Source organism: Escherichia sp. 94.0001, assembly GCF_013369155.2.
Lineage (GTDB): Bacteria > Pseudomonadota > Gammaproteobacteria > Enterobacterales > Enterobacteriaceae > Escherichia > Escherichia coli_F.
This window is the reverse complement of the sequence record NZ_JABWMS020000098.1, coordinates 1-8,901: the sequence shown is the minus strand read 5'-3', so window position 1 is coordinate 8,901 and position 8,901 is coordinate 1. Positions and strand designations below refer to the sequence as shown.

Annotated in this window: 11 protein-coding genes and 3 pseudogenes; 9 read left to right on the top strand and 5 right to left on the bottom strand. The window is 48.9% G+C overall.

The features are described 5' to 3' along the window. Nucleotides 1-179 precede the first annotated feature (179 nt). Nucleotides 180-455, bottom strand: coding sequence for a hypothetical protein (locus HEN33_RS23185; protein ID WP_000134927.1), 276 nt, complete (start codon nt 453-455; stop codon nt 180-182). A gap of 380 nt (nt 456-835) precedes the next feature. On the opposite strand from HEN33_RS23185, the gene HEN33_RS23180 reads away from it, so the two are divergent. The 7 genes from HEN33_RS23180 to ureG are packed head-to-tail and all read left to right on the top strand — an operon-like array spanning nt 836 to nt 5,730. Then, a complete protein-coding gene (locus HEN33_RS23180) occupies nt 836-1,615 on the top strand; it encodes an urease accessory protein UreD (RefSeq protein ID WP_000886249.1) in 780 nt (259 codons plus the stop codon). 9 nt (nt 1,616-1,624) lie between these two features. Next, a complete protein-coding gene (locus HEN33_RS23175) occupies nt 1,625-1,927 on the top strand; it encodes an urease subunit gamma (RefSeq protein ID WP_000424145.1) in 303 nt (100 codons plus the stop codon). An 8-nt stretch (nt 1,928-1,935) separates the two neighbouring features. Beyond that, nucleotides 1,936-2,256 carry an urease subunit beta gene (locus tag HEN33_RS23170; RefSeq protein WP_000612150.1) on the top strand — a complete coding sequence of 107 codons (321 nt, stop codon included), beginning with the start codon at nt 1,936-1,938 and terminating at the stop codon, nt 2,254-2,256. Continuing rightward, the gene (gene ureC / locus HEN33_RS23165; RefSeq protein WP_000065682.1) at nt 2,249-3,952 is read left to right on the top strand and encodes an urease subunit alpha; all 1,704 of its coding nucleotides are present in this window, start codon (nt 2,249-2,251) and stop codon (nt 3,950-3,952) included. Before HEN33_RS23170 ends, ureC begins: the two co-directional genes overlap by 8 nt. 9 nt (nt 3,953-3,961) lie before the next feature. Beyond that, complete coding sequence (ureE, locus tag HEN33_RS23160; RefSeq protein WP_000966485.1) at nt 3,962-4,426, top strand: urease accessory protein UreE; 465 nt, start codon at nt 3,962-3,964, stop codon at nt 4,424-4,426. After that, on the top strand, nt 4,427-5,101 hold the full coding sequence (locus HEN33_RS23155) for an urease accessory protein UreF (protein WP_001142971.1): 675 nt from the start codon (nt 4,427-4,429) through the stop codon (nt 5,099-5,101). A gap of 11 nt (nt 5,102-5,112) precedes the next feature. After that, complete coding sequence (gene ureG, locus HEN33_RS23150) at nt 5,113-5,730, top strand: urease accessory protein UreG (RefSeq protein WP_001021388.1); 618 nt, start codon at nt 5,113-5,115, stop codon at nt 5,728-5,730. A gap of 47 nt (nt 5,731-5,777) precedes the next feature. Here the strand turns inward: ureG and HEN33_RS23145 are convergent. The 3 pseudogenes from HEN33_RS23145 to HEN33_RS26855 all read right to left on the bottom strand — a co-directional run. Continuing rightward, nucleotides 5,778-6,017: pseudogene (locus tag HEN33_RS23145) on the bottom strand (autotransporter outer membrane beta-barrel domain-containing protein); the annotation flags it as partial. 49 nt (nt 6,018-6,066) lie between these two features. Beyond that, a pseudogene (locus tag HEN33_RS23140) lies at nt 6,067-6,327 on the bottom strand (transposase); the annotation flags it as partial. Nucleotides 6,328-6,391: 64 nt separating this feature from the next. Continuing rightward, nucleotides 6,392-6,517 (bottom strand): annotated as a pseudogene (locus HEN33_RS26855) (complement resistance protein TraT); the annotation flags it as partial. A 423-nt stretch (nt 6,518-6,940) separates the two neighbouring features. Here HEN33_RS26855 and HEN33_RS23135 point away from each other — a divergent pair. Next, on the top strand, nt 6,941-7,204 hold the full coding sequence (locus tag HEN33_RS23135) for a type B 50S ribosomal protein L31 (RefSeq protein WP_000803992.1): 264 nt from the start codon (nt 6,941-6,943) through the stop codon (nt 7,202-7,204). A gap of 301 nt (nt 7,205-7,505) precedes the next feature. Next, a complete protein-coding gene (locus HEN33_RS23130; protein WP_001135715.1) occupies nt 7,506-7,646 on the top strand; it encodes a Hok/Gef family protein in 141 nt (46 codons plus the stop codon). A gap of 870 nt (nt 7,647-8,516) precedes the next feature. On the opposite strand, the gene HEN33_RS23125 is transcribed toward HEN33_RS23130, so the two are convergent. Further along, nucleotides 8,517-8,901, bottom strand: a 385-nt coding sequence (locus HEN33_RS23125; protein ID WP_242460315.1) for a hypothetical protein, incomplete at its 5' end; no start/stop codon positions are given.

The window sequence follows — 8,901 nt, the reverse complement described above, 5'->3', positions numbered from 1 at the left end:
GATATATTTTTATAAAACCTGGTAAAGTGAATACTGATTTATACCAGGTCAAACTTCAACTTCATCATCAAAACTTTATGTCAATAAAGGCGTTTATAGTTACTGATTCTTTTATTTTACAACACCACTAACATCTTTTTAATAAAAAATATGTTCACAATAGCATACACAGAAATCCTCTAAGGTATTATATCATCAGGAAATATTATTATTCCATTCATCTCTGGAGGCCCCCCCTCGATATGAAAAACGATATCACACAGAAGCCCTGCCGTGTACAGATAAACTGTTTGCAGACCAGTCAGTGACTCAGGAGCGACGTCCGCAACAAATGTATGGACTGTATCACAGATGCTCTCCCCGTATGACTGAAGACAGGCATGCATGAAAATACTGTCGCTTCCCCAAGAAAAGGGGAAATTATCATCTGCATGACCCGACCAGTGCTCAGTCATGAACACTCTGTTTCAGTGAGCAGTTTCCGCATTAATGAATCTGTCATACTGCTATTGTATCAGCAAGTTATCCCCATAACACCTTGATATCATTCTGAGCCAGATGGCATAATCACAGCCCATTGTCGGATCTTTCTGCCTGATTCTCTGGATAATCCCGACAATATGCATTGCTTTTCTGGCGATGTATAGCCCCGGGAGCCGGAACGCTTCATGACGAAAACAAACATTCGTATTATTCAGACGAAAACTCACTGGAAAGGCATCATCTTTTATATAACAAGGAAATCCGGCTCTTTACTGTCGTTTTATCTTTATTTATCAGGGGCGTAAGATTGCTCAGTACCGCGTTACCACAAAATAAAAAAGGCTGGCAGGCCATGCTGGATCTCCGTTTTCAGCGTCTGCACGGGAAAACCACGCTCACCACCCGTCATCATGTCGGTCCGCTCACTGTTCAGCGTCCTTTTTATCCCGAAGAAGAAACCTGCCACCTCTGTCTGCTTCATCCACCCGGTGGTATCGTCGGCGGTGACGAACTCATCATCAACGCAATAATTGACTCTGATTGCCATACGCTGATCACCATGCCTGGTGCCAGTAAATTTTACCGCAGCAGCGGCGCGCAGGCGCACCTTCAGCAAAACCTGACGCTGTGCAATAACGCAACGCTGGAGTGGTTGCCACAGGATTCGATTTTTTTTCCCGGCGCTCACGCCACGTTGCATACCGTGTTTCATCTGTCGTCCTCCAGTACACTGCTGGCCTGGGATCTTCTGTGCCTTGGACGTCCGGTCATCGGAGAAACCTTCAGCCACGGAACACTCGCTAACCGTCTGGAGATATGGGTCGACGGTTCTCCGCTGTTGATTGAGCGTCTGCACGTGGCCAATGGAGAACTTACCTGCGTTGCCCGGAAACCATGGGTGGGAACGATGCTGTTCTACCTGGGGAATGAAACGCAACTGGAAGACATACGCGAAAAACTCACACCACTGGAAAACTACGCCGGAGCCACGCTCACCGATGGTCTACTGACAGTTCGCTTTTTAAGTGATGATAATCTGCGTTGCCAGCAGGTAATGCGTGATATCTGGCAATTTATGCGGCCGCAACTGACTGACAAATCACCGGTACTTCCCCGGATCTGGCTGACTTAAGAGAACGCTATGGAACTGACTCCAAGAGAAAAAGACAAACTATTACTGTTTACCGCTGCACTGCTGGCAGAGCGTCGTCTGGCCCGCGGCCTGAAACTTAACTATCCCGAATCCGTGGCCCTGATTAGCGCTTTTATAATGGAGGGCGCTCGCGACGGCAAAAGCGTCGCTGCGCTGATGGAAGAAGGACGGCATGTCCTGAGTCGCGAGCAGGTCATGGAAGGCATACCAGAAATGATCCCCGATATCCAGGTCGAAGCCACCTTTCCGGACGGCTCCAAGCTGGTTACCGTCCATAATCCGATAATCTGAGGTAACAGATGATCCCTGGAGAATATAAGGTTAAACCTGGCTATATAGAGCTTAACATCGGCCGGGCTACCTGCAGTATTATCGTTGAAAATCACGGAGACCGACCAATTCAGGTCGGTTCCCATTATCACTTCGCGGAGGTTAACCCGGCACTGAAGTTCGATCGCCAGAAGGCAAGAGGCTATCGTCTCAATATCGCCGCCGGAACTGCAGTGCGCTTCGAACCAGGCCAAAAGCGTGAGGTTGAACTGGTGGCGCTGAGCGGTGCCCGTATCGTGCACGGTTTCCGCGGAGATATAATGGGTGAGCTGGAGGCAAATGATGAGTAATATTTCACGCCAGGCCTATGCTGACATGTTCGGCCCTACCACCGGTGATAAAATTCGTCTGGCAGACACTGAGCTGTGGATCGAGGTCGAAGATGATTTAACTACCTACGGCGAAGAGGTCAAATTCGGCGGCGGTAAAGTAATCCGCGACGGTATGGGACAGGGGCAAATGCTCTCCGCCGGCTGCGCTGATCTGGTGCTGACCAATGCCCTGATCATCGATTACTGGGGGATCGTTAAAGCCGATATCGGCGTCAAAGATGGAAGGATATTTGCTATCGGCAAAGCCGGTAATCCTGATATACAACCCAACGTCACTATCCCAATCGGCGTATCCACGGAAATTATTGCCGCAGAAGGCAGGATCGTTACCGCAGGTGGCGTCGATACGCATATTCACTGGATCTGCCCACAGCAGGCTGAAGAAGCGCTGACATCCGGCATTACCACCATGATCGGTGGCGGTACTGGCCCGACAGCGGGTTCTAACGCCACAACCTGTACCCCAGGACCATGGTACATTTATCAAATGCTGCAGGCTGCAGACAGCCTGCCGGTCAATATCGGGTTGCTGGGTAAAGGCAATTGCTCCAATCCGGATGCGCTTCGTGAGCAGGTCGCGGCCGGGGTTATCGGCCTCAAAATTCACGAAGACTGGGGAGCTACACCTGCGGTAATCAACTGCGCACTGACTGTAGCCGACGAAATGGACGTTCAGGTTGCGCTACACAGTGATACGCTTAACGAATCAGGATTCGTTGAGGATACTCTGACTGCCATCGGCGGGCGCACTATCCATACCTTCCATACAGAAGGTGCAGGTGGTGGTCATGCTCCGGATATTATCACCGCCTGCGCGCACCCCAATATTCTGCCTTCCTCAACCAATCCGACGCTACCCTATACCGTCAACACTATTGATGAGCATCTGGACATGCTGATGGTTTGCCATCATCTTGACCCGGATATCGCCGAGGACGTAGCCTTTGCCGAATCGCGCATTCGCCAGGAAACCATTGCCGCGGAAGACGTCCTGCACGACCTTGGCGCGTTCTCCCTCACCTCGTCCGATTCGCAGGCCATGGGACGCGTCGGAGAAGTAGTGTTACGAACCTGGCAGGTGGCACACCGGATGAAAGTTCAGCGCGGCCCGTTACCGGAAGAAAGTGGTGATAACGACAACGTCCGCGTGAAGCGCTATATCGCTAAATACACCATTAATCCGGCATTAACCCACGGTATTGCTCATGAAGTCGGCTCGATTGAAGTGGGAAAACTGGCGGATCTGGTGCTCTGGTCCCCGGCGTTCTTTGGCGTAAAACCGGCGACTATCGTCAAAGGCGGAATGATAGCCATGGCGCCGATGGGTGATATCAACGGCTCTATCCCCACACCGCAGCCGGTGCACTATCGCCCAATGTTCGCTGCATTGGGCAGTGCCCGTCACCGCTGTCGTGTGACTTTCCTGTCGCAGGCAGCAGCAGCAAATGGCGTCGCTGAACAGCTTAACCTGCACAGCACAACTGCTGTGGTAAAAGGCTGCCGCACAGTACAAAAAGCCGATATGCGCCACAACAGCCTGTTGCCTGATATAACCGTGGATTCACAAACCTACGAAGTGCGTATCAACGGCGAACTGATAACCAGTGAACCGGCGGACATTCTGCCAATGGCGCAACGTTATTTCCTGTTTTAAGGAGCACAAATGCTTTATTTGACCCGGCGGGTGGAGACCCCGGCTCAGACAACTGCCAGCGTTACCCTCCCTGTTGACATGCGGGTAAAAAGCCGTATTAAAGTCACCCTTAACGATGGACGTCAGGCTGGACTGTTGCTGCCACGCGGTCTGCTGCTGCGCGATGGTGATATTCTCAGTAACGAAAACGGTGATGAATTCATTAAGGTGATCGCCGCTGATGAAGCCGTTTCTGTAGTGCGCTGCGCAGATCCTTTTATGCTCGCGAAAGCCTGCTGGCATCTCGGCAATCGCCACGTTCCGCTGCAAATAATGCCCGGAGAGCTGCGCTACCATCACGATCACGTCCTCGATGATATGCTGCGCCAGTTTGGGCTGGATGTTGATTTTGCACATCTTCCGTTTGAGCCGGAAGCCGGCGCTTACGCCAGCAAGTCGCACGCCCATAATCACGATCAGGAGCACAGCCACTGAATGCCGACTCCGGAAAAACGTCTGCGGCTGATGCAGCTTGCCAGTAACAGCCTCCCTGTTGGAGGCTACAGCTGGTCCCAGGGACTGGAGTGGGCAGTGGAAGCAGGCTGGGTAGAAGATAGCGCCGCCTTTGAACACTGGCAGCAGTTGCAGATGGAACAGAGTTTTTTTGCCGTCGACCTGCCACTGCTTGCCCGGCTATACCGGGCCTGTGAAGCGGGCGATCCTGACAGTGCCGGGCGCTGGACCGCTTATCTGCTGGCCTGCAGGGAAACCCGTGAGCTACGCGATGAAGAACGTAACCGCGGTGCAGCCTTCACCAGACTTCTGGTCGACTGGCAGCCCGACTGCCCGGCCGAATGGCGCAAACTATGCCAGCAAAGCCAGTTAACCGGTATGGCATGGCTCGGCGTACGCTGGCAAATATCCGTTTCAGACCTGGCCCTGAGCCTTGGCTACAGCTGGATTGAAAGCGCAGTGATGGCGGGCGTCAGGCTGGTACCCTACGGCCAGCTGGCTGCCCAGCAGTTAATTATGCGCCTGTGTGCCCGCTATGCGGCGAACATGGACAGTGCCCTTGCAACCCCGGATCACGCAATTGGTTCAGCAACGCCACTTGCATCTATCGCTTCCGCGCGACATGAAACCCAGTATTCCCGATTATTCCGTTCTTAGGAGAAAATAAAATGAACATAATCAAGCAACCGCTGCGTGTCGGCGTCGGCGGTCCGGTCGGCTCAGGTAAAACCGCGCTTCTGGAAGCCCTCTGCAAATCCATGCGTGACACCTGGCAATTAGCCGTAGTCACCAACGACATCTACACCAGAGAAGATCAACGCATTCTCACTGAGGCCGGAGCACTGGAAGCGGAACGCATTGTCGGTGTCGAAACGGGGGGCTGCCCTCATACAGCCATTCGTGAAGACGCATCAATGAATCTGGCAGCCGTGGAAGCACTGAGTGAGAAATTTGGTAATCTCGATCTGATCTTTGTGGAAAGCGGCGGCGACAACCTGAGTGCGACCTTCAGCCCCGAACTGGCGGACCTTACCATATATGTCATAGATGTGGCAGAAGGAGAAAAGATCCCGCGTAAAGGCGGTCCGGGGATCACCAAATCCGACTTCCTCGTGATCAATAAAACTGACCTTGCACCATACGTGGGCGCCTCCCTCGAGGTAATGGAGCGTGATACTTTACGTATGCGCGGAGAACGCCCATGGGGGTTCACTAACCTGAAAAGTGGTGAAGGTCTGCAAAACATCATCGCCTTTATCGAAGAGCAGGGCATGCTGGGTAAGTAATCACAACATCCTCTGTATCAGGGCCGGCAGGCGGCCCCTTGTTTTTATCAGAAGGAATAACGGAAGTTGGCGTTCACCGCGTTATCCACGTTGTACTTACCAGATGCCGATTTTTCAAACTCCAGACCGAAGCGGATGTTGTCGCGAATTTCCGCATTCAGGCCAACATTCATGAGCATACGACCGTCTTTTTCACCCTTGATGCGTTTTTCGCCGGATGCATCACGCAGTACGGTTTCACCGTTAGCCAGCAGGTCAAACTGATAACCGATACCGTCGCGGGCAGTGAAAGAGATAATTGAAAGGGGTGTTGCATTGACAGATTGAATCTACAGCTGCTTTTTTTAATATATCTCGCTCAAGGCGAGCTTCATTTAACGCCTTACGCAGTTGCAGAATTTCAGATTCCAGTTCAGCCACCGTGCGGGAACCAGGAGTACCGAGCCCTTTTCTGGCGGCGGTAACCCATTGTCCTAAAGTGCCTTCAGGAAGAGATAATCGGGAAGCGCCTTCACTGATCGAAAGTTGATTTTCAAGAACCGTTCTGACAGCTTCGGCTTTGAACTCTTTAGAGTAACGTTGGGTTTTTCTGCTCATTATTAGCTCCTTCTGATGCCATTCTATTTCAGGAAGGAGTGTCCGTTAAACTCAGGCTACCTCAGGTTTCACTCATCTGGGTTTTTACTTCCAGATTTCGTTTTTTGATCGCTGTGCCCATGGCTCCACATCCTGAAAGAGCCAGCGCAGAGCTGACCAGTGCAATCATCATAACTTTTTTGGTTTTCATTTAATGCCCTTCTTATCCGACAGGTTTATGGAAGACAGAGAACCGCCTTTACGGTATATTTTTTCAGCGGGCTTCTCAAGTATGTTAAAGGATACAGGTAAAAACAGCGGGATCAGATACGTCGGGTAAACGTTTATTTCATAAGAAGTTTTTAGGTCAGAATAAAATAATGGGTGTTGTTATATTATCAGATGATGATTTATGTGAGCGCGTTACGGATATTGCACATGAGGTTAAAGGAGAGAGCAAGCCTCCGCAACGGCTCGCTTCTTATTTAATGGATTTTTTCGGGAAGTCCAGTTTATAATTATATAACATATTGTAATACTGAAAGAGAGTGAGGTTATAAGAACAGACAGTTGAATCTGACCGTCTGAATATGTACCTTTATGCGGAATTTTCACTTAAAGGGGGAAAACTGTTGTGAAACCGAATATCCATCCGGAATACCGTACAGTAGTATTTCACGATACCAGTATTGATGAGTACTTCAGGATCGGTTCGACGATCAAAACTGACCGGGTAATTGAACTGGATGGTGTAACTTACCCATATGTTACAATTGACGTTTCTTCTAAGTCGCATCCGTTTTATACAGGTAAACTGAGAACTGTCGCTTCAGAAGGTAATGTTGCACGCTTTACCCAGCGTTTTGGGCGTTTTGTTGATGCGAAAAAAGGTGGCTGATTTTGCCGCCAGGGTGCGTTTGACAATTTAAAAACGCACCAGACAGAGAGATCCTGCACCTGAATATACCGTTAGCCCGTCCCACCGGGGCGTGTGCAGATGATCTCGTCACCGGAAGATTGCGGACCTCTCTGAAAACCAGTACATTACGCGCGGGTGCCTTTCGGCTGACGGCTGGAAGGATTACCTGAAGGCCGGATGTGGAAAGGCCCCGAGTCAACTTAAACGTTAACCCGAGGCCCTGACCATCTACCTTCAGCAAGTGGAAGGTTAGCGCCTCTCTGTAAAAGGAGCAAGTGCTATGCCGCAAAAAACGATCATTGTGGGCATGTTATGCCTGACCATGTTGCTGACCGTCTGGGTGTTACACGCATCACCGTGTGAATTCAGGGTAAGCTTCATGTGGTCGGAAATTGCGGCGTTCTTGCAGTGTAAACCGTAAGAAACCGCAGCGGGGACAACAGTCCCCGCTATCCGGTTGCCAAAGGTTCGGTCGAAAGTCGCACCCTTGCACACAAATCACAAAGAAAAAACAAAAGTCCGCAGTGTAAAAACTGTGGGCTTTTTTATTCGCATCCCGAAAGTGTGGTAACAGCGTGGGGGCACCAAAAAAAGCCCCATAAAATGGGGCTGAAGATTCTGTAAGGAATTTCACAGCAATGAGATTCCTGCTTTCTCCAAGGATATACGTGTCTTCAGGCTGAATCAATGGGGGCGTGGCTCTGAATCCACCTGCGATTAAAACTTGCACAATGCCGGGAGTTGAGTTAGAAAAGTACAGGGCGCGATATCCGGCTTATTTTGTTGCTGTGTTTTGCCTCGTGCTGGATGTCGCGTCCACCGTTTTTCTGATGATTCATATGAAATGGTACTTTATTGATTTACTGCCATTCTGATTTGCCTTTTTATGTTCATTATTGCGGTTGTCACTTCCAGTTTCTGGTGATGTTTTGATAAAAGTGAAAGAATAAAACGATAATTGCAGAAGGTATTGCTAAAACTATACATGTCATTATATAAACAAGATGAAAATGATATATACCATAAGACCAGAAAAGAGGTTTTTTCCAGAATGATATGGATGTGTATTTTAGTGTGATTGTTTTTGTCAGGTATATTGAACAAGGAAGGGCCAGGCCACTGAGTATCAGAAATAAGTCAACTTTTATCGATGCTTCTGTTGGTGTGTCATATATCAGATGCAATATGGATATTATAATGGGGCACATTCCCCACAGGATATTTTTGAAATAGAATTTCCGGTTCATATGTTTATGCTCTTTTGTTTTATCTCGGGAATTGTCTCTTTTTTTTATTCCTGAACATTTTCGTTGTTTAATAACCATGGGGTATTATGATTATCCTTTATTTTTGATATGTAATTGTCAATAGTGGATTTCGTTTCATTATTGTGGTTATAGTAATCATGAAGAGTGCAAAACACATCATCTTTTATTGTGGCGATTAATGGGGGTTGGGTGAGGTTAAAATATAAAGAACGATTGCTTAGTGTCCTGAAATGAATTTTTTCGCCAATGACCAGATCGGTGTTTATTATATTGTAGCCTATTTCAATTATATTGTTTGATGGCATGTGTAATACATATATGGGATATTTGTTGTGTTTTTCTATTGAATAATAAATAAAATCAGGCACAGACGTCTGTTTTAGTTTTTTTTGCATCTTTCTTATATGT